The organism is Phycisphaerae bacterium (assembly GCA_018003015.1).
Taxonomy (GTDB): domain Bacteria; phylum Planctomycetota; class Phycisphaerae; order UBA1845; family PWPN01; genus JAGNEZ01.
In genome coordinates this window covers 1-21181 of the sequence record JAGNEZ010000040.1, presented here as the reverse complement: position 1 = coordinate 21181, position 21181 = coordinate 1, and the positions used below count along the sequence as shown (strand labels likewise).

Genomic DNA, 21181 nt, shown 5'->3' with positions numbered 1-21181 from the left:
GCGTGTGTTCAAACACCGCGGCAACTTCGGGCCACACCGCAAGGGAAGCTCCCGTCGCAGGCATCACGCGCCGGTCGAGTCTTCATCGCTTCCGTTCACCGCTTGCTCGAGCGCCTCCTCGAGGTCCTCCAACATCGCGTCAGTTGAATCGAGGGCAGTCTCGAGCGAGTCAAAGACGCCGCTCAGCCCTTTACCCACCTTGCGAGCCAAATCAGGGAGATAGGCGTAGAAAGTCGTGGCCAGGGTGAACTGCCCCATCCGGCTCGACTTGGATCCCCACTTGCTGGTGCTCACCCCCCAACAGCCGCCGTGGCTCCAGTCGTCCATCGCCTTTGGACCCGCGAAGATGGCAAAACCTCTCTGAGCGTACTTGCCGCCGAGTTTCTTGACCATCTTGCGAATCTTCATGTTGTCGTATTTGCGGTCAAACAAGCACTCGGCCACAGCCCCTGAAGTGGTGAAGAACGGCCCTTCGTAGGAACCGGTCTGAGTGGCATTCCAGACCAGGCCTGCGAAAGGAGTGAAACCCGCACCGGGATCGTAGAGAGCGTTCACCGCTAGTCCGAGCGATCCGTACAACCAGAAGCAACTGGTCTTCGGGCCGCCGCCCAGGGTCGTGCCGATCAGGCCCTCGACCGAACCCACACCGGTGAGCCAGTACCAGCCCGCGAAGTAGCGAGGCCACTTCTTGGCCAGCGTTGTTCCGAAGTTGTAGTTGCCTGCCAGCCCTACCAGAATATGGGTCGGCAAGGGTGAGCCGCTGGCCATGGCGTCCTCAACGTATACCGTCGTCATGCCGAGAATGCCCATCGCGGATGTGGTTCCCACGAACATGCCCACCAAGTTGGCGATGATCGCACAGACGCCCATCTGCTCGATGAGGCTCTTGTTGCCGAGCGGGTCTGCGTAGGTTACTGGGTTGCCCATGCAGTAGGAGTATCGATGCAGGCTGCGCGGCACGGGCGAGTCGCCAGGAACGCGATCTCGGGTCGTGAAGAGGCCCGTCACTGGATCGTAGTGCCTGGCGCGGAGATAGTAGAGGTCAGTCTTGGCGTCCAAGACCTGGCCCCGGAAGAAATGCCGGTTCAACGTCGAACCCTGGCGGTCGGCAACGTTTCCGAACGTGTCGTAAGTGTACAAGTCGGTGACCTGGCCCGTGGCGTCGGTCAGGAGTCGCACGGAACCAAATCCGTCCTTGACACAGTAGAAGGACTGGCCGCCCCTCTTGAAGTACAAAATGCCCGTGTCGTCGTAGACGTAGTAAGCCGCTAGATTGCTGCTGGCATCGTATTCCTCGATCGGCGAAGGCAGCGGAGCCGCTTTGTCGATGACGTACTGACTCATGGCACCGTTTACGCCGAAGGCCGTCATGATCCCGTCGTCGTCGTAGCTGTAGGTCAACCTCTCGATTTGCGGAGAGGTTCGCTGAACGGCTACCATTCTGCCGGCGCGGTCGTACTCGAATGTCGCGGTATCTGAAGGAGCAAACCGGGCTACCCGATTGCCTTTTCGATCCCAGGCAAACCTAGTTGAGCCTGCCTGGGTCAGGTGGTCGTCGGCGTCATACGCGTACGCTATCGCCGGCGCCCCCAAGGTCAGCTTGGTCAGCCGGTTGCCGACCGCGTCGTAACCATACGCCTCGGTGCTGGGACCGCGAACGGAATCCGCCGTGTCGACATCGGTGAGGCGGTACAGCTCATCGTACCGGAAGGTCAACTCCCGGTTGCCCTGAGGCGTTGTCTCGACCGCTTTCGTCCGGTGTCCTGCGGCGTTGACCTCGTAACGGAAGGACGCCAGCAGAGAATCATCTGCCTTTCTGGACTCGCTTGAGAGCAGGTAGTCCCCTTGATCGTAGGTATAAGTTGTTCTCACCCCGTTGGGGAGTGTGCATGATGTGCGCCGACCAAGATCATCGTAGGCAAGAAGGGTGGTCGCACCGTCCGGGTCGGTGATGGTTGTGAGCTGCCCCGCGGCGTCGTAGGCGTACTGGACCGTGCCGGCGGGCGTCGTCATGCTCTGACGTCGGCCGTTGACGTTGTAGGTGTAGGTAACCGTTCGGCCATGAGCATCGGTCACCTGAGAAAGGCGCCCAGAAGCGTCGTAGGCGTATCGGAAGACCCGCCCCATGTAGCTCACCTGCGTACGTCGTCCGTTGAGATCGTACTGATACTCAATCCGGTTTCCGTCAGGCAGGAGTTTGGCGGCCAGTCGATCCTCTGTGTCATAGACGTACTCGACTGTCTCACCATCGCCGTTGGTGGAGCTGGTGAGCCGATTGTCAGGGCTGTACGCGAACGTCTCGGTCGAGCCGTCGGGGCGCGTAGTGCGGAGCAGTCGGCCGCGATTGTCGTACTCCCAGGTCGTCTCATGGCCCAGGGCATCGCGCAGCCAGGTCCGCCTGCCCATGCCGTTGTAGCCGAAGGTCGTCTCGTTCCCAAGAGCATCTCCGACTTTGGTCAGTCGCCCGACGTTATCGTACTCATAGCGGGTGACCCGGCCAAGCGCATCGGTCTCCTGAGTGCGTCGCCCAAGGGTGTCGTACTTCATTGTCGTGGATGTGCCGTCAGGATAGTGAACGGCGGCCACTTCGTTCCGAGAAGTGTATTCAATACCAATCACTCGGCCCAGCGGGTCCTTCATCTGGAGTGGATTCCCGCCGGCATCATAGGTGAGCGTCGCTTTCTTGCCGAATGCGTCCGTGCTTCCGATCAGTCGGCCCGCGGCATCGTATTCGTACTGGGCGACGACGGTACCTGAACAATCGGTCTCAGTGAGGATCCTGCCCAGGGCATCATAGGTCCGCTCGATGGTGCAGCCGTTCGACTTTCGCATTCTGGTCTGTAAACCGACGGCGTTGTACTCGTAGCTCACCGTGTTTCCCTCCCAGTCGCTGCTGCTGAGCGGCCTGCCCGTGGCATCGTAGCTGGCCGAGTATGCCGTACCGTCGGGGTTGACTCGCCGAACCATCCGGCCGGAAAGATTGTACTCGAACCGAGTCTCACGGCCGCGCGCGTCTTTGTTCAACGTTTGCAGGCCTGCTTCGTCGTAAGTGACCTCTGTCGCCTCTCCGTATGGATCGACGGTTCTCACGACACGGTTCATCGCGTCGTATTGATTCATGGTGACCAGCTCAATTGTGCTCCCGCCGCTGGCCGTTCGGTACGTCTGGCTCAGGGCATTTCCGTTCTCGTCATAGGTAGTCGAGACCTGGGTCCCATCAGGCTTCTGAACCTCAGTCTGGTTGCCGAATGAGTCGTATTGGTAGCTGGTCACGTTCCCGAGGGGGTCGGACTTCGTGAGCAGATGCCCTCGTGCGTCATAACTGAAGGTAGTGGTGTTTCCCGTCACATCGGTAACGGAAACCAGGTTTCCTCTGTCGTCATAGGCAGACGTCTGGGTGTTGCCGTTCGGGTCCGTCACCGAGGTGACGCGGCCGTGATCGTTGTAGGCCATCCTCACTACGGCACCGACGGGGCTTGTTGACGTCAGCAGGTCACCGCTCGTGCTGTAAGTGTAGGTGGTCACGTTGTTCAGCGCATCCTTCTCGGTGAGCAGGTGACCCTGGCCGTCGTAGGTGTACTCGCTGCGACGTCCAAGACCATCGGTTTCGGCAACGACGTTGCCTGCGGCGTCGTAGTCGTAAACCCAGGTTGTGCCATTCTCATCTCGGACCACCTCCTGTCGAGTGTCGAGGTTGTGCTGCAAATCCACACGCTTGCCGTTGGCGTCAATCGATGCGACGAGATGTCCGGCATCGTCATAGATGAGACGGCTGGCGGTGACGCCACGAGGATCGATGATCTCGACGAGGTAGTGATCGTCGTTGTAGACGAACCGTGTGGTGTTCCCTGCCTGGTTGACAAAGCTGATTAGATCGCCGCGGTCGTCGTACTCGAAACGCAGCTTGCCACCCTTGGGATCGGTCATCGAAACCAGGCGGTCTTCACCGTCGCGCTCGAAGATAACGCCTTTGCCAGATGAATGGAGGATGCCGTTGTGGGTGATCTCCAGACTGTTGTCATTTCCATCCTTGATGGCCTGGAGATTGGCTGTCGGACTGCCGGGGAGTCCTACCAGGGTATACGACCTGCCCTCGCGCGTTGTCAGTCGATACGAGGAAGGATCAAAAAGGTCGTTGGAGTAGAAGAAGAGGTCGCCCTCCGATGGCGTGCTCGCGTCAGCCGGGGGGCCCCCCGTGTAGTAGCCCGACGTGTCGCCGAGCACTTGCAGCTTGGAGGTCGCCGGTGGAATGGGGTCAAACACGACCGAAGAGAAGTACTCGATTGGGATAAACGCCTGCTCCGCAGGCACGGTCCTCATGGCGAATTGCTCGGTTCGGCCGCCAGGCCAGGTGATTGAAACAATGTGCGTCCGTTTGGGGATGAGAATGAAACGATTCAATCCCCCGAGTCCTCGGATGACCCGCTGCTCCCAGTCCTTTCCAGCAGGCTTGTTCTTCTTGATCTGCAAACTCGCGATATCCAAGGTCCAGCCGACGCCAAAATCCCCTTTTGCCTTGTTGCGACTGTCGTAAGTCCGGGTCAGCCTGATCGGAATGCCTGACACGGGAATGGCCAAGTCCACAAAGCTGATGGAGAAGTTGCCCAGTTTCAGATTGCCGGCGACGGAGTAACCCGTCGTCACTTCATTGACGTTCCCATTCGTGTCCTCGGCCCGCAACCGCACCTCGTACATGCCGTTCATCATCAGGGTGGTGTCTAGCGTGCCGAGCGTGCCACCGACCACCGAGGTGTAGCTGGTCGCGAACTCGATGTACGCCTCGGTGCCCACCGACCGATAGGCCAGGGTGTACTTGTAGAGGTTGTCGTCGCTGGCCGTGCCCACGATGGCCGTCGACGCCTTCAGTGCCGCGTCCGCTGCCGGCGCGGTGATCGCCACCGTCGGGGCAGTGCTGTCGCCCGGCGTGCGGGCGTAGAAGTCCGTCGTGCCCTTGCCAACGTGGCCGGCCAGGTCGGTGGCCGTCGCCCGGGCCACAAACCCGCCCGGGACCGTCGGCGTGAACACCGCCTGCCCGTCCGCGGTCAGGGCAATTGGAGCGTCATTCACGGTCAGCGCCAACGCCGTGACCATGAGATCATCGGTGGCCTTCACCGTGAGCGTGACCGGCTCGCCCGGGTTCACCGTTCGCGGAGCGGCCGTGACCGTCACCTCCGGCGCATACAGATCGGCGTCGGCGCCGGTATAGACCGTCAGCGTATAGTTCTGCCGAGCCTCGGCATCCAGGCTGTCCCGAACCACCACCACAACCGCGTGCGGACCGACCTGGGCGGCCGTCGGCGTCCAGGTGATCACGCCCGTCTGAGCGTCGATGGCCATGCCCTCAACCGGTTGGTCCAGAGCGAAGCCGAGCCGGGACATCTCCGGATCCGTGGCCTTCACTTCGTATCGGTAGGGCATGTCCACCACCGCACGCGTCGACGGCGAGGAGACGATCCGCGGCGGCTGGTTGACCCGGACCTCGAGCTCATAGGGCTGAGTCGTCCAGGCACCGTCGCTGTCGGTCACCGTGATGGTCACGGGGTGGCGGCCGACGTCCTCCGCCGTCGTTGCCCAGCCGATGGCACCCGTGGCGGCATCGATGGTCATGGCCGCCGGCGCAGCCTCCAGGGCAAAGGAAAGGGCATCGCCATCCTCGTCACTGGCCACGACCACGTACTGGTAGTTCTGGCCGGCCATGACCGTCGTGATGGCGGTCGACACGATCCGCGGAGCCCGGTTGGTGCCGTCCGCGGAAACGGTCACCTGGAACGACTGTTGGGTGTACCCGCCTCTGCCGTCATCCGCCCGCAACACCACCGGGTGGGTGCCGAGCTGGGTGGCCTGGGGTGTCCACTCGATCAGGCCGCTCGCCGCAACGACGACCATGCCGTCAGGGGCCGTCGCCAGACCGTACGTGATCGCATCCCCGTCATCGTCCACCGCCTTCGCCGAGTAGCTGTACGTCGCTTCCGCCTGGGCTACCGTGACGGGGACAGAGATGAACCGTGGCGACGTGTTGCCGCCCGCCTGGGAAACGGTCAGGGCGTAGGTCTGGATCGCCCATCCGCCCTTGCCGTCAGCGGCCTTGACGGAGACCTCATGAACGCCGAGATCGGCCACGCCGGGTGTCCATCCAATCAACCCGGTGGTTGCGCCGATGGTCATGCCGCTCGGCTTCGTTTCGAGGACGTAGACCAGCGGGTCCAGGTCCGGATCGATAGCCACGACCTGATAGGCGTAGGCCTGATCGACTCCGGCCGCCAGTGCCGGCGTCGAGGTAATGTCCGGCGAGCGATTCTCGCCGGTCAGGGATACGGTCAGTGAGTACTGCTGCTCACCCCAGCCGCCACGGCCGTCATCCACGCGAATGGTCACATCGTATCGGCCGACTTGCTCAGCATTCGGCGTCCAGGTGAGCTGCCCGCTGGCCGAGTCAATGCCGGCGCCAACCGGGGCTTTCACCAGCGTGAAACGCAGGCTGTCGTTGTCCGGGTCGGTGGCGGCTACAGGGTAGACGTACCTCTCGTCCACCCGGGCTGTGAACGGCGGCGTGGAAGTGATCCGCGGTGGACTATTGTCGCCGTGCAGCGAGACCGTCACGAAGTAGGTCTGGACGGCATACCCGATGCGCCGGTCGTCCACTTTGACGTGCACTTCGTGGCTGCCGATCTGAGCGGCCGTCGGCGTCCAGGTGATCAGGCCGGCGTTGGTGTCGACGGCCATCCCGGGAGGAGCTAGGAGCAACGCGTAGAACAGGGGGTCGCCGTCAAGATCCTCGGCGATAACCTGGTAGCGGTACTGCTGATCCACCTGGGCCGAGAAGATCGGCGTCGATGTGATCTGGGGCAGCGTATCGTGGCCTAGTTCGGACACGAAGAGCGTGTATACCTGGGTGACAAAGTGTCCGTGATCGTCATCGACCCGAATGGTGACCGCGTGATTCCCGAAATCGCCTTCGACGGGAGTCCATTGAACGGTTCCGCTCACCGGGTCAATGGTCATGTCCTCCGGTCCTTCGAGCAGGCTGAAGACCACCGGGTCGCCGTCCGGGTCGCTCCCCACAACGCCGTACGTGTACGGCTCGTCGACCGTCGCGCGGTCTTCGGGCGTGGAGGTGATGATCGGCCCGACGTTCACCTCGGCGACCGTGATCTCGAACGATTGCTGCACCGTCTCTATCCCATCGCTGACCGCAACCGTGACGGAGTGCGGATTGGCCGCCGCTGCGGTCTGGGGCACCAGCCAGTCGATCAAGCCGGTCCCCGGGTGAATGCTCATGCCGCCCGGCGTAGTGACCAGCGAGTAGGTCAGCACGTCGAGGTCGGCGTCGGTCGCAACGACCGAGTAGCGATAGACCTGGCCCTCGACGCCGGCGGTCGCCGGTTCGGAGGTGATCTCGGGAGGTACGTTCACCACCCGGACGAAGATCTGGTACACCTGGCTGGCGAGATGCCCGGCCGGGTCGGTCACGCTGATTTCCACAATCTGGGGATTGTGGGCGGCCGCATCCTGTGGGGGCGTCCACTGGATCAGCCCCGTCGCACTGATGGTCATGCCCGTCGGTGCTCGCGGCAGGGCGTAGGCCAGTTGGTCGTCGTCGGGATCCTCCGCGACCACCTGGTATTCATAGAGCGTCCCCTCGACCGCGCCATAGATCGGCTCGGAGACGATCCGCGGCGGCATCTCCTGGGCGGCGACCTGGATCTGGAACGTCTGCACCGTCCGGGCCCGCAACGGATCGGTTGCGGTAATGATGACGGTGTGCGGGCTGCCTGCCGCCGCGGTCTGAGACGGAATCCACTCGATGACCCCTGCAACGGGGTTGATCTTCATGCCCTCCGGCCCCTGGATGAGCGTATAGCCGACCGTTTCACCATCCGGATCGGTCGCCTGGGCTCCGTACCGGTAGTAGACCCCTTCCGTGGCTGCGGTCACTGGCACCGTGATGAACGAAGGTGCCCCATTCCGGCTATCGACCTCTATCTGGAAGATCTGCTCCGCCTGGCAGTCGGGTGTGGCCGTGGCGACGATCACCTTGACGGTTCGTGCACCCGCCGCGTTGTAGGCCGGCGTCCAGGAAATGAGTCCCGATGGACTGATGGTCATGCCCGCCGGTGCCGCTGCCAGAGAAAACGCCGTGACCGCACCGTCTACGACCACTTGATAGGTGTAGGGCTGACCTTCCGCGGCGGCGAGCAGAGGCTCGGACGTGATCCGTGGAGGGGCTTCGCAGCCCACCGCGGTCAACACGTAGTCCTGCCCGGTCACACGACCGTGATCGTCCGTGACTGTCAATCGAATCTGCCGCCCGCCGGGTGCCATCGGTGCCCACTGGACAAGCCCGCTTGAGCTGAGGGTCATGTCCGTCGGAGCTTCCGTCAGGGCGTAGCTGATCGGGTCGCCGTCCGGATCGCTCGCCTGCACCTGGTAGGTGTATGCGGCATTGACGATCGCGGTCGTGATCGGCGTGGAAGTGATCGTCGGGGCAACGTTCACCGCGCTCACGGTGATCTCGAAGGCCTGCTGAGCGGAACTGCCTGGCAAGCCGTCGTCAACCACAATGGTGACCGGTTGGGCACCCGCCGCCTGCTGGCCGGGCATCCAGTCGACGAGGCCGCATAGCGGATGAACGGACATGCCGGCCGGTGGGGCGATGCCGCCGGTCGCCGTCAGTCCGAAACGAACCGGGTCGCCGTCGTCGTCTACCGCGACGACCTCATAGCGGTACCGCTGCCCCTCGGTCGCGGTCACCACCGGCGCGGATGTGATCCGCGGAGGCGAGTTGAACAGATAGGCGAACGCGTCGAATGTGAAGGCCACGTCCTGGGGGCCCTGGAACTCGACCCACTTCGGTCCGATACTGGCTCCCGCGGCCAGGGTGTTGTTCGTCAACAGGCTGCTGAAGTCCACGTAGGCAATCTGCCTTTCGGGCTCGCTGGGGTGTGGCACCGTGCCACTCGCGTTCAACAGGACGACACTGGATGGATTGATGTCCGAGAATGCCAGACCGATCGGGCCGGTCATCGGCACGGTGCTCTGGTTCAGGAGCGTGAACTGGGCCATGTGCACGTGTCGAGCTACGTCGTAGTCACGCCGGCCGACAATGACCTTCATGCGCGTGTTGGCGTACACCCTCGGGCTGTCGGCAGCGCTGATCTGTACGGCCGTCGTGCCGATCGAGGCCGCTCCGTTCTTGTCGGTGACCCGAACGGCCACCATGTAAGTGCCCTGGGACGCATAGACGTGCTCCTGGGCGGCGCCGGCGTCGCCCGAGGAATTGAACTCTGTAGAATCGAAATCCCAGTCCCACTCGACGGCTTGAACCTCGCAGGCGGAAGTGACCAGGGCGTCGAACAGGCCAAGCTGGCCGGCCGCTAGCTTGTCCGGGCCGATCACGGTCACTTGCGGAGTGGAATCACCTACCGTCACTTGCACCTGCACCGCTTGGCTCGACAACGATCCATCCGAGACAATCAGACCGACGCTGTAGACCCCGGCCGTGTCCCATGTGTGCGACGGCGCTGGTCCGGTGGCGTCGTCGTACTCCCCGTCACCGTCAAGATCCCAGGCATAGGTTATCGCATCGCCGTTGGCGTCCGACGACGCTGTTCCATCAAGCTGGAGGGGCTGGCATTCAACCGTGTCGTACGGCCCGCCCGCATGGGCGATCGGCGCAATGTTGCCGCTGACCGTCACCGTGGTGTAAACAGGAACCGAAGCCAGTTTCGCCAATTCGGCGTGAAGGACAGCATTATCCCATACCCGCAGACCGATGTTGTAGACGCCGGGTGTGTCGAAGGTCCATGAGACTTGCGGGCAGGCCCGGGCCGCGGGACAGTCGACGGCTGCGTCCGGATCCTCGAAGTCGTACCCGTCGCTGCCGTTGAAGTCCCATTCCTGGCGGGTGATGAAATCGCCGGGATCGATGTCGTACGAATCGCTCGCGTCCGGCTGGAAGGGAACGCCCGCCGTAGCCTGGTACGGACCTCCTATAACTGCCATCGGTGGATGCGGCGGCTCGGCGATGGTGACCTGCCGAACGTCGGTATCCGTCTGCCCGATGTCGTCGGTCACCCGCAACCGGGCCGAGTAGACCGTCGGGTACACAATCGCCGGATCGAATGCGTAGATGTGTTGAACGGTCGGCTCAACACCCACGTACTCATAGGCACCGTCCCCGTCGAAGTCCCATTCGTACTGGACCAGCAATCGAACCGGGTCCGTGTGGTACGACAACGAACCGTCAAGGGTCAACGGCCGATCGAAGGCCCAAACCACGTCGTCACCGGCCATCGCCACCGGTGGACGGGTGAACAGCGTCGGGGTCAGGATCGTCACCTGCCAGGCCGAGGCGAAAACGCGACCGTAATAGTCCGGCCATCCGCCGTCGGTCTGCTGCCGGTTGAGGATGTACTTGGTCAGCCCCGCGGTCAGGTGGTCATACCAGTCCATCCCCGTCGCGGTCAGTTGGGTCACCGGCTGGGGCTGAGCCAGTCGCATGGCCTTGGCAAACGCATACCACGCGTAGACGTTGTTGGTCTTCTTCCACCACTCCCAGTTGTTGGCGATCCATGCCTCTGCGGTCTTCCATCGGTTGTCCTCAATGGTCTTGCCGCAGAAGGCGAGTTGCACCATGCCCGAAGGTGTCGTCGCTTCACCGTTGCCAGCCCCGGTGTAGCCAAACCCGGTGCCGTTGTAGCTCTGGGTGAGCCAGAGATCATTACGGTCCTTGACCCAGCTGGGAGCGTCCAAGCCAAAGGCAGTCTTGGTTCCCATGAAGCCGATCGCCGCCCATTGACAGGCGGAGTTGTCGTCATCCGAGTTCCAGGAGTATCGCCAGCCGCCTCGGTCTGTCTGACCCCAGGCGTACTGATCGGCCATCTCCCGGGCAATCTCGCGATAAGTCCGTCCTAACGCGAATGCATCGCCCCGGCAGGCCATCAGGTCCGGTGCGCCGCTGGCCGCGATCGCATCCATCACCATCCCACCTTCATAGATCGGACGGTCCGAGTTGACCGAAAGACCGACGGTGTTCGCGTTCGAATCCGGATCGCCGTAAGTCTGCGGGCCGATCCAGTAGCGGGTTAGACCGGTGAACATCGTGTCCAGGGCCCTGGACACATCCTCGGCGTACGGATCCTGTCCCGCCGACCGGGTGGGCACGTGCCCGTTGATCTCCATCGCGTGAAGGGTCGAGGCCGTCGAACCCATCCAGTAGCCGCCATACGAACGCCAGTAGTAGTCGACGCTGCCCGTACCGCCGATAGTCTGATTCTTGTGCAGCCACCAAAGCCCTTCATCGATCGCGGCATTGACCTCGATGGTCAGATCACGGGCGTGAATCTCAACCGGGTAGGTGTCCACCAGATCGCCATGCTGCGGGTCATGAACCGTGAGCGTGGCTGTGTACAAGGCACCCGCCGGTCCACGGTACGTGTGGCTCGTTTCGAGCGCCCGCTTGTCGCTCACGGTGCCCGTCGCCGGGGCATCACCGTCCCCAAAATCCCAGCTGTAGGTGAGTTGATTCGCCGCCGTATCCGTGAAGAGCACGGCCTTCACCCGCGTCTGCAGCCCGTCCCAGACCGAGTGCGGTACTTCCCGGCCGCTCCGCCGATCGTATTCCCAGGGAACACAGACGGCCATCGCTTCAATCGTCGCCGTGGTTGCGGCCGTACCCGTCTGCCCGGCATGATCCCGAACCGTCAGCGTCACGTTGTAGGTGCCCGCGGCCGCGAAGGCGTGCTTGACATAACGCCCGGTCGCCGTTCCCCCATCGCCAAAGTCCCACGCGTAATGGGTGATCGCGACGTCGTCAACCGAGTTTAGGGCATCGAAGGCTACAATGGCACCCAGCGGCCCGTGGTAGGGCCCCCCGCAAACCGCCGTCGGAACTTGGCCGTCAATCCCGATTGACGCCGTGTCCGTGCCCGTCTGGCCCGTGACGTTGGTCACCGTGAGCTTGGCTTCCCCCGCCGCCGCGATCCAGCACTCCGCTACATCGCCCGCCATACTCTTCGTGGGATGGAACAGGTCGTCCATCGACACCGAGGCGGAATGAACCGTGAGACCCGCCACAAAACCGCTGGCTCCGCCATAGGTTGAGTCATAGAGCGGGAGCCATTCCGCGCAGCCGGGCGGACGAATGTAGTAACTGGCGCCGGTTACCGGCTTGACATCGATTCTGACTTCGTAAGTCGTGCCGGCCGAGTAATAGCCCACGTGGCCGCGGTCGCTTCCGTCCTCGTAGATGTGGAGATACCCGTTGTCCCTGAAGTAAATCGCATACGGCATCGCCGTATAGCTCGTCGATGCGACGTTATGCTTGATACCCCACATCGCATGGCACAGCGAGGGACACGTAACTCGGGCTTGGATCTTGATCCCCTCGGCACGATCGAGCGGTTCCTGAGTGAAGACGTACGAAGGTCCCCAGCCATTTTGACCGGTGACGGTGACATTGTCGTTCTGCACCGCGTTGGCCGCGTTCCAGCGGGCGGTATCCAGCGTCGCTCCGTCAAACGTCTCCTTGCGGAACAGGTGTCCTTCCCACAAGTAGGAGACGATCGGGTCGCCCGGATCGCCAGCGTGTGAGCCCCGGCCGTCCAGCGTCACTGGCCACAGCCCGCCCAAAACGTCTTGGACCGCAGACTCGACCACCCTGTAGGGCCCGCCCGCTTCCGCCGTGGGCCCGGGACCACTCAGCATGATCTGGAAAAGTCCGAAGTCGTCCAGGTCCACGTCACTGTCGTGATCCAGATCAGCATCGCTGCAGGCCGGATCCGACGGGGGCAGCCCCGCACCGGAAAGGCAGGTCGTGAAATGCAGCAGGTCGTCCAGGTCCACGTCCCCATCATTGTCGAAATCGGCTGGCGAGAGCCCCGCGGCGGTAGGCAGAGCTTTGCCCATGCTCCCGCCTGACGCCGCAGTGGGAGACGTCGGAGGCACCGTCGGCTTGGAGGGCGCGACGTTCGAAGTGTCATCGGCCGCGTTCGCTGGTGCGCTCTCGGCCGGAGCTGGCACCAACCCTTGCCCGACAAACGTCTGGGGTGCTTTCGGGCTCGCCCCGTAATCTGGCGAAGGGTACTGAAAGCCAGAGGACGCCGTCGGGCCAGGTGCCGTCGGCGCCGGATCGGCCGCTGCGACAGACGAAAGCCCGATGGCTTGGAAAGCGAGTACGGCTGCGAGGGCGAATACGCAACCGGCAACGCGCGATCGGAGCAGGACGTTTTCAGAGACAAATGGAAGAGTCATGTCTGCGCCTCTGGCACAAGAGGAATTGAAATCGGCTCCCGTAGTTCGCTTCTGCTTCCCGTTCCGTTTGCCCGTGCGGCATTGCGGAAGACAGTGATCCCTCCACTGAATCACCGCGAGGATGCCTCCATTGAATCACTTGCGAGATCAGGATGCAAGCGAATGTCGCCAATCATAAAGCGCGACTTGAACCCGCTTCCGCCGAGAACACTTCTTCCCTCTTTCCCCACTTGATATCGGTTTGCAGGCCTGGGAATCTGTGACCTTACGGGGTGGGAATTACGCCAAGATCCATCCGAGATTCCGCCTAGACTGGAGGACAATCGCGATCGCAAAAGCCCGGCTGTCGCCCTAATCCTTGCATCTGCGTGGTCCGGTTACCCATGCCCGCGGCCGCCATCGCGTTGGCCAGCGGACGGTTGACGCCAGTCTCAGTACTGGGAAGCGGCTATCCCGCCCGGTTTGCCAGATGTGGATGGACTCCACGCAGTCGCTCGTTGTGGATGCCCCCGATCGACAGAGGCACGTCTGCCCTGCAACGGCAAGGCTGCAGTGACAACCGAATGGGGGGCTCCTCGGCCAGAAATCGCGCCCGACAGGATTCGAACCTGTGACCCCCGGTTTAGGAAACCGGTGCTCTATCCTGCTGAGCTACGGGCGCCAGGCTACTTTAACCACCTTATTTCCAATGCTTTGCAAGCATTCACCGGTCGCAGAAGATACGGCACTACCGCCTCCCGGCCAAACACCCGACAAAACCCCCGCATTCGATACCGACTACGTTGGCCCAAGGGCTTGCGGTAGAACATTGCTGTCCAGGGCGGATCATGGCAGTTAGTCGCTCCAGGTCATTCCCTCCACATCCCCGGGACCTCGCCACACCCCAGGGGCTATGCCTTGGCCCACTGCTCGCGAATCAGCTTGGCCGCCGCCGGAATCGCCTCGTTACGATCGCCCCGGCAACCGCACTCCAGGCTGATGTAGTCCTGGTAGCCGATCATCTTGAGGCCCTTGAAGCCGTTGATGTAGTTGTCGGCCTCGCCGTCCTCACCCGGCGTCTTACGGTCCTTGCGACTCGCGATGTGAACGTGACGCAGGTACTTGCCGGCGCTCAGGAACGCTCCCATGTCGCAGGTCTCTTCCCAGGTCATGTGCCAGAAGTCACCCATCAGGGCGATGCCCGGGCTGTTCACGTCACGGCAGATCGATGCCCCGTCGGCCAGCGTCCGCAAGAAATAGCACTCATCGCGATTGAGAGGCTCAAGGAGTATTCGGGTTCCAGCCTTCGCGGCGTGCTCGCCGAGCTCCCCGAGCAGCGACGTTCTGGCCTTGTCGTTGGACCGGTCCCAGCGGGTGAAGCCGGTCAGCATCTCTCGGGCCTGCTTGTGAGGCACCGACTTCTGCCCGTTGAACGCCGGCACGATGATCAGCCCGGTGGAGCCGACTTCGCCTGCGGCGGTCAGGATCTCCTTCATCGACGACAGGGCCTTCTCCCGGGTATCCTTGTCGTCGCTGATCAGCCAGCCCTGAAACCCGGCACAGATCGCGCTCATCTTGATCGGGCGGCCCTTGAGCGCGTCCTGCAATTCCTTTACCCGCTTCGGTAGATTGCCGCCGCCCACTTCTAACCCGACATATCCCCACTTCTCCATGTTGTCCAGCTTCTCAGAGAGGCTCCTGCCCGGAACGACGCCTTCCTGGGCGGATATCTTCAGCACCGCTGGCTTCTTGCCCTCTCCGCCAGCGGGCAGGGCATCCTCGGCCCGAGTAGGCATGGCAGTGCTGCCAACCGCACCGGCGGCCGTAGCGGCCAGGGCGGTACGCTGCAGAAACTCGCGTCGATTGCTCTGGTGGATCATGGACTGTCCTCCGTACCTTGGAGCCCAAGCTCCTTCCATCGATTTCCTTTTCAGACCTCGTCCCCATGCCAATCAGACTAATGAGATTACCGCACGGGCCCCCGACGGTCAAAAGGAGTCCCGGACAAGCCGCTCGCCGCGGGTCACCTGTGGTGATATTGCTGCCAGAAAGCGGCTTGGCTGCCTCCCAGGCTTGAACGTCACGCCCAAACCAATCCAGCACCGTCCCCGCTCGGCTTCAGCGTGTCAGGCAGTCGGGTCCGCGGGCTACCGGTCCTGTTCCGGCGGTCCTGTCAGGGCGGCGAGCTTGGGTTCGTTTGGTCGTGACCGTGACCCTGTGCTGGGGGACCGGACGATTCGCACATGCAGATTGCCCATGCTCAACTTACAGACCCCGTCCTCGACGCCTCTCCCATGCCCGATACGGTCGCAGGCACCCTCACCCCTACCCGGCAATCCAGCCCGTCGAATCGTACACTGCCCGCCCTCAATCGGTGGATGACATCGGACAGTCCGCGGCGTACGATGGTGGTGTCTCCACGGCCGCGTGTCGGGTCGCGGATTCGAGGAAACAGGTCGTGGGCAGGGACGATGTGTTGATGGATCGCGCGGCCGAGTTGTTGCGCCACGCCGGCAAGGTCGTCGTGTTCACCGGGGCGGGTATCTCGGCGGAAAGCGGCATCCCGACCTTCCGAGACTCCGACGGTCTCTGGAGCCACTTCCCGCCAGATCAGTTTGCCACTATGGGCGGCCTTCTCGCCACCGCGGCGGGCAGCCCTCGGCGAGTGGGAGAATTCACCGTCGCACTGCTCGAACCGGTCGCCAAGGCCGCGCCCAACGCCGGCCACAAGGCCATCGCCGCTCTCGAGTCTCACACCCACGTCACCGTCGTTACCCAGAACGTGGACCGACTGCACCAGGAGGCTGGAAGCACCCGCGTCCATGAGGTCCACGGATCACTCTTCGAGATCGTATACCGCCGGGGAGGCACGGTCAGCATCCTCACCCGACCGCAGATGCTCGACATCGTCGCGGCCCTTAAAAAGGCGATGATCGGCTCGTTTCCGAGAACCGCCATGCTCGCCGCCATCCGCCCCTTCTTCGGCATCGGGCGATGCGGACTCTATCGGCCTTCTATCGTCCTCTTTGGCGAGGCCATGGCCGAACCCGATTGGCCCGACGCCGTCGCCGCGAGCCACGATTGCGACTGCATGATCGCCGTGGGAACCTCCGGCTCGGTCTTCCCGGCCGCCTCCCTGCCGCTCGAGGCCAGCGCCAACGGCGCCACCGTCATCGTCATCGGCTCCGGACCCGCCAGGGGCGACATCGGGCTTCGCGGCACTGCAGGAACGGTCCTGCCCGAACTCGTGCACCGAGCGTTCAGCTGATGCTGCCAGGGCCTTGAAGTACCATGCTGGAAGTGAATCCGTCTCCGCAACCTGGGTTACGCCAGCGGTGCAGCTCACACACCCGGCTCGCACCTTGCCCGCCGAGCACTGCGGCGTGCTCCCTATTCCCCTTTCTGTCGCTCTCCGAACGCAATGACCTCGTTCATGCTCCCGCTCCGGAAGCCGCGAAGATCGATCGCCACGTACTGATAGCCATACTCGCGGAGCGCGGCGTCGATGCGGGCGCGAGTCGCCGGGACCATCGCCCGATCAAGGTCGGATACGGGCAATTCGATCCGGGCAAGGTTGTGATGATGTCGAACTCGGCATTCGCGGAAGCCGAGCGACCGCAGAAACGCTTCCGACCGCTCAATGCGTTTCAGCTTCTCGGTCGTGATCTCCTCGCCATACTGGATCCGACTCGAAAGACAGGGCATGGCCGGCTTGTCAAATGTCGGCAAACCCAATCGCCGACTGAGCCCTCGGATGTCCTCTTTGGTCATGCCGGCTTCGGCACACGGCGCCCGGACACCATGCTCCCTGGCAGCCAGAATCCCGGGTCGCCAGTCGGCGTAGTCGTCGGCGTTGATGCCACTGACGGCCGCGCGCAGTCCGCGTTCAACCAGGAAGGTGTCCAGCCTCTCGTAAAGCTCGCTCCTGCAGTAGTAGCACCGGTTGGCCGGGTTCGCCCGATAGTCGGGGTTGTCGAACTCACGGGTCTCAATGATGACGTGCTCGGCGCCCAACTGGTCGGCCAGCTTCACGGCCTCCAGAAACTCGGCCTCAGCCAGACTGTCACTCTTGGCCGTGACGGCCACCACGTTGACCGGCCCCAGGGTGTCCACGGCCACCTTCAGGGCAAACGTCGAGTCCACACCGGCCGAGAACGCTACCGCCACCCGCTTCAGCGAGCGGAGGATTTCCTGCATCTTCGCCAACTTCTCATCGAGCGATGCCATCGGAACCTCTGTCTGCAGGGCAGCCTTGCCCGCCAGCCTCGTCCCCGCTGCCCAAGTATAGGTCCTGACTGCCCGACCGGGAAGTCCGAGACGCGCCTCGGGATGGTAGCCTCTCGAGAGAACGCCGAAGCCCAAGCGGAATCCAAGCGTCGGTTGAGGCAGAGAAGATACCTGACCGGCATCGACTGGGTCACCGTGCAGGGCGGGCACATCCTCAACAGCTCGATCCACGATTTCGCAGGCGACTGGGCTACCTACCTCAAGGGCGGAACCGCGTACATTGCCGTCGCTGGAAACGAGTTCTACAACTGCCACCTCGGATTCTCCGCCGGGCAGGCCACGAATTTCGAGATCATGCAGTCGCCCTGGCTGCACTACGAGGTGTACGACATCAAGTTCGTCAACAACGTCATCCACGACATCGAGGGCAACGCGGTCGGCGTACAGGGCGGCTACAACATCCTGATCGCCTACAACACCGCTTATCGCGTCGCCGGTGACGCTGCAGGGTTCGGCATGATCCTCTTGGGCCGCGGCACGCACGGTTGCCAAGACACCACCGACAACGGGGCGAACAACGCGGATACGATCTGCAACGGTTTCCTGGCCGCGGGCGGCTGGTGCCCTGCCCCGACCAACCCGGCCGGCGACGCCATGGTCGACGACATCATTCCCAACCGCAACGTGTATGTGTACAACAACATCTTCTACAATCCGGCCGGAACACAGACGGCCTATGCCACGCTGGACGTTCACGCGCCGACCACTCCGCCGGCTGGCAGCCAGATCCCTTCGCCGACCCTGGCGGACAGTAACCTGCAGATCCGCGGCAACCCGCTTACGCGGCGAACCGCTTCCGTCCGTCCGATTCCGGCGCGGCAGGGGCGGCCGCGACACGGCTCGCTACGCCGATTGGCTGGCTTACTCCAGGAAACTCATCTGACGGAGAAGCGTCGAGCGTTTCGCCAGGACGTCAACGCCCGATAGTATGCCAGAACCCTTCGCTCGGTGGACGATCCATCGGCCACGCGTGTGGTCGGAGGATCGGTTGCCCCGTGTCGGAGGACCACGCCTGGGCTGGCGACTACAATTCAGGACGGGCAGAGAATGGATCCGGCGGCACGCGCAAGGCGATCCGACGAAGGGATATCTGCGCATTGCCCCGCCCGTGTTTGACGAGAACTGGCTGCGAATCTGGTCCTCGGAGCCGGAGCCACGATCGATGGCCCAGTCTGGTGAGAGCGTCCGCACCACGGTCAAATCGCGGACGACCGAACTCCGGGGTTTTCGGGTGGAGCGAGCACGTTTCTCACGAAACGTCTCAAGGGTGCCAACATGCCGGATGACCAAGCCCATGACCATGATATCCGGCCCGGTTCCGGAGACGGTACGAACCCGATCGGAATCCGGCAGGAATCGATCGGACCGGCTAACCAGGTGTCCGCTGAGACCAGGGAACTGGCTGGTTCAGCGGGTCGTGTGCCCGCACCGGCTCCGACTGATGCGGCCTCAAGCGGCCTGCAGCATGATACTGAAGGTGATGCCTCTCTTCTTCGCGAGGTTTTCGCCGAGTCTCCCGCGCAGGACATTATTCCGGGTTACCAGATCGTCCGCGAGATCCACCGCGGTGGCCAGGGAGTGATCTATCAGGCCGTCCAGAGAGCCACCAAACGCAAGGTGGCCCTCAAGGTCATGCGTGAAGGTCCCTTCGCTAGCAAACGGGAGACGGCCCGGTTCGAGAGGGAAGTCGAGGTTCTGGGGCAGCTCAACCACCCGCACATCGTGAATATCCATGACAGCGGCGTCGCCTCCGGTAGTCACTACTTTGTCATGGACTACATTTCCGGGCAATCGCTGGCTGAGTGGACCAGGGCCAGGCTGCGGACCATCCGCGAGATCCTCCATCTCTTCGCCCGAATCTGCGAAGCGGTGAACGCCGCCCACCTCCGCGGGATCATCCATCGGGATCTGAAACCCGGCAATATCCTCATCGACCACGAAGGCGGGCCACACATCCTCGACTTCGGTCTGGCCAAGGTCGCCATCGGGATGGAGGCCTCGGTCATGACAGAAACCGGCCAGTTCATGGGCAGCCTGCCCTGGGCTGCGCCCGAACAGGCCGAGGCGGTGCCTGCGAAGATCGATCTCCGAACCGACGTCTACTCCCTGGGCGTGATTCTGTTCCAGATGCTCACCGGCCAGTCTCCGTATCGCCCTGTCGGCAGCATCCTGGAACTCCTGCACGATATCGTCAACGTTGAGCCGGCCAAGCCGAGCAGCATTCGCCACGAGATCGATGACGAGGTCGATACGATCGTACTCAAGTGCCTGTCCAAAGAGCGCGAGCGGCGCTATCAGACGGCCGGGGAACTCGCCCGCGACATCGGGCATTATCTGGGCGGGGAGATCATCGAAGCCAAGCGCGACCGCCCGCTCTACATCCTGCGGAAGTACCTGCGGCGATACAGGTTGCCAGTGGCCGTGGCGGCGGGATTCGTCCTGATGTTGGCCACCGGCCTGCTCATCGCGCTGATCCTGTTGGGCCAGGTGGCCAAGGAGCGGGCCCTCGCTCAGGACCGCGAACGCACCGCCCAATCGGCCTATGCCGACGGCGCACTGGAAGAAGGCACCGCCCTGCATCTCGCCGGTCAAGGCCAGGCGTCCCGCGCCGCCTTTCGACGGGCTCGCGATGCCCTGACCGGACTCGGCCTTTCGCCCCTTCCTTCCGAGGTGGGGCTGTACCGTTCCTTTCGGGACTACGACGCACCTATCCAGACGCTCAGCGGTCATCTGGATGGCCTCATGGCCGTCGCCTGGATGCCGGACGGTGTCCACGCTTGTTCCGCTTCGGAGGACGGGACGGTCAAGCTCTGGGATGTTCGCACCGGCCGGGAGATCCGGACGTTCATCGGACACGCCGGGGCGGTGCATTGCCTGGCGGTCTCGCCTGATGGCAAGTACATCCTCTCCGGCGGTGAAGACAGAAGCGCCAGGCTCTGGCACGTCGAGACTGGTGAGGAGGATCGACCGGCCTTCACACAAACCGGGCCGGTCAGAGGCGTGGCATTCTCCCCTGACGGCCGGTCCGTCCTGTTTGTGCCGGCCACCGCGGGTGGAGCCGTTCTGTTGGGCGACGTCCACCGCAGAGAGATCATCCGCTCCTTCAAGGCGTCGGACAAGGATCCACGTTCGTATTACGGCGTTGCCTTCTCCCCCGACGGCCGCCGCGTCCTGGCGACGACCTACGAGAGAGATATCTGGATCTGGAATTCGGCGACCGGCCAAGTTCTGCAAACCCTCAGCGGGCACACCGGATACGTCATCAGCGCCGCGTTCTCCCCCGATGGGGATCGGGTGTTGTCGGCCAGCTTCGACCAGACCCTCAGGCTCTGGAACGTCCAGACCGGCAAGGAGATCCGCGCATTCCGGGGTCACACCGCGGGAGTACGGGGTGCTGTCTTCGTCGGCCGAGGGGAGATGGCTCTCTCATGCTCGATGGATGGAAGCATCAGGATTTGGAGCCTGGACGGCAAGCGCAGGATCTGGAGCCTGGGCGGTTATGAGGTGTGTCGCATTCTCGCCGGACACGACGGCGGTGGTAAGCGCCCACCAGAACCATGGGGGGCTGGGCCGGAACGCGGGAGGGTGCGGAGCTGGACTCAGCGGGGGAACGAGGCCTGGAAACGCCGGCGGGTGGCCCGGCGGAGTTGCTTGCGGTCGGCCC

Annotated in this window: 6 protein-coding genes and 1 tRNA gene; 3 read left to right on the top strand and 4 right to left on the bottom strand. The window is 63.0% G+C overall.

Going from position 1 to position 21181, the window contains the following annotated elements:
- Positions 1-63: 63 nt before the first annotated feature.
- The 3 genes from KA354_16540 to KA354_16530 form a co-directional block, all read right to left on the bottom strand.
- Positions 64-12906, bottom strand: coding sequence for a PKD domain-containing protein (locus KA354_16540; protein MBP7936251.1), 12843 nt, complete (start codon positions 12904-12906; stop codon positions 64-66).
- A 932-nt stretch (positions 12907-13838) separates the two neighbouring features.
- A tRNA-Arg gene (locus tag KA354_16535) sits at positions 13839-13912 on the bottom strand.
- 229 nt (positions 13913-14141) lie between these two features.
- Positions 14142-15110, bottom strand: a complete 969-nt coding sequence (locus tag KA354_16530) for a sugar phosphate isomerase/epimerase (protein MBP7936250.1) — start codon at positions 15108-15110, stop codon at positions 14142-14144.
- 578 nt (positions 15111-15688) lie between these two features.
- Here KA354_16530 and KA354_16525 point away from each other — a divergent pair.
- Positions 15689-16498 carry an iron dicitrate transport regulator FecR gene (locus KA354_16525; protein ID MBP7936249.1) on the top strand — a complete coding sequence of 270 codons (810 nt, stop codon included), beginning with the start codon at positions 15689-15691 and terminating at the stop codon, positions 16496-16498.
- A 122-nt stretch (positions 16499-16620) separates the two neighbouring features.
- On the opposite strand, the gene larE is transcribed toward KA354_16525, so the two are convergent.
- The gene (gene larE / locus KA354_16520) at positions 16621-17457 is read right to left on the bottom strand and encodes an ATP-dependent sacrificial sulfur transferase LarE (GenBank protein MBP7936248.1); all 837 of its coding nucleotides are present in this window, start codon (positions 17455-17457) and stop codon (positions 16621-16623) included.
- A gap of 102 nt (positions 17458-17559) precedes the next feature.
- Here larE and KA354_16515 point away from each other — a divergent pair, with 102 nt between their 5' ends.
- Entirely contained in the window at positions 17560-18444 is an 885-nt protein-coding gene (locus KA354_16515; protein MBP7936247.1) for a hypothetical protein, read from the top strand.
- 348 nt (positions 18445-18792) lie between these two features.
- Positions 18793-21181, top strand: a 2389-nt coding sequence (locus KA354_16510; GenBank protein MBP7936246.1) for a serine/threonine protein kinase, incomplete at its 3' end; no start/stop codon positions are given.